Annotated in this window: 1 protein-coding gene; it reads right to left on the bottom strand. The window is 73.0% G+C overall.

The window, feature by feature from the left end:
* Window positions 1-50: 50 nt before the first annotated feature.
* On the bottom strand, window positions 51-728 hold the full coding sequence (gene ureG / locus GTW67_RS13205) for an urease accessory protein UreG (protein ID WP_161165006.1): 678 nt from the start codon (window positions 726-728) through the stop codon (window positions 51-53).
* Window positions 729-788 lie beyond the last annotated feature (60 nt).

Here is a 788-nt window from a genome sequence, read left to right as displayed (position 1 = left end):
GTCGCCGCGGGCGAGGATCCGCGCCCTCGCCCGGACGCCGCCCGGCGCGTTCACGCCGTCCACGCGGCGAGCCGGGCGCGCACCCAGTCGGCGACCTCCCCCACGCCTGCCTCGCTCCTCAGCGACTGGAGGACGACCGGGAGTTCGCCGCGCTGCGCCTTGGCGTCGGCGGCCATCCGGGCGAGGTCGGAGCCGACGTACGGGGCGAGGTCGGTCTTGTTGACGATGAGCAGGTCGGCGGTGGAGACGCCGGGGCCGCCCTTGCGCGGGATGTCGTCGCCGCCCGCCACGTCGATCACGAAGATCTGGGCGTCGACGAGTCCCCGGGAGAAGGTGGCGGTGAGGTTGTCACCACCGGACTCCACGAGCACCAGGTCGAGCGGTCCGACCTCGTCCTCCAGGTCCTCCACGGCCTCCAGGTTGGCGGAGATGTCGTCCCGGATCGCGGTGTGCGGGCAGGCGCCGGTCTCGACGGCGGTGATGCGCTCCGGCGGCAGCACCGCCTCGCGCAGCAGGAACTCGGCGTCCTCGCGCGTGTAGATGTCGTTGGTGACGACGGCGAGCGACAGCTCCTCGCGCAGGGCCCGGCAGAGCGCGGCCACGGTCGCGGTCTTCCCGGACCCGACGGGCCCACCGAGCCCGATCCGAAGCGCGCGACGACTCCCGTCGGGCCTGCGGGCATCGGCGGACACGGCGGCGGGCCCGTCGTGGTGGTGATCGAGATGCATGGGTAACTCCTGAAACTAGGGGTGACTCTCAGCCCGTCCGGCGTTTGAGGACGAGGCCGT

The sequence above is a fragment of the Streptomyces sp. SID5910 genome (assembly GCF_009862125.1).
In the GTDB taxonomy this organism is placed as follows: Bacteria; Actinomycetota; Actinomycetes; order Streptomycetales; family Streptomycetaceae; genus Streptomyces.
The sequence above is the reverse complement of the archived record's forward strand: the minus strand, read 5'-3'. Positions and strand labels throughout refer to the sequence as shown.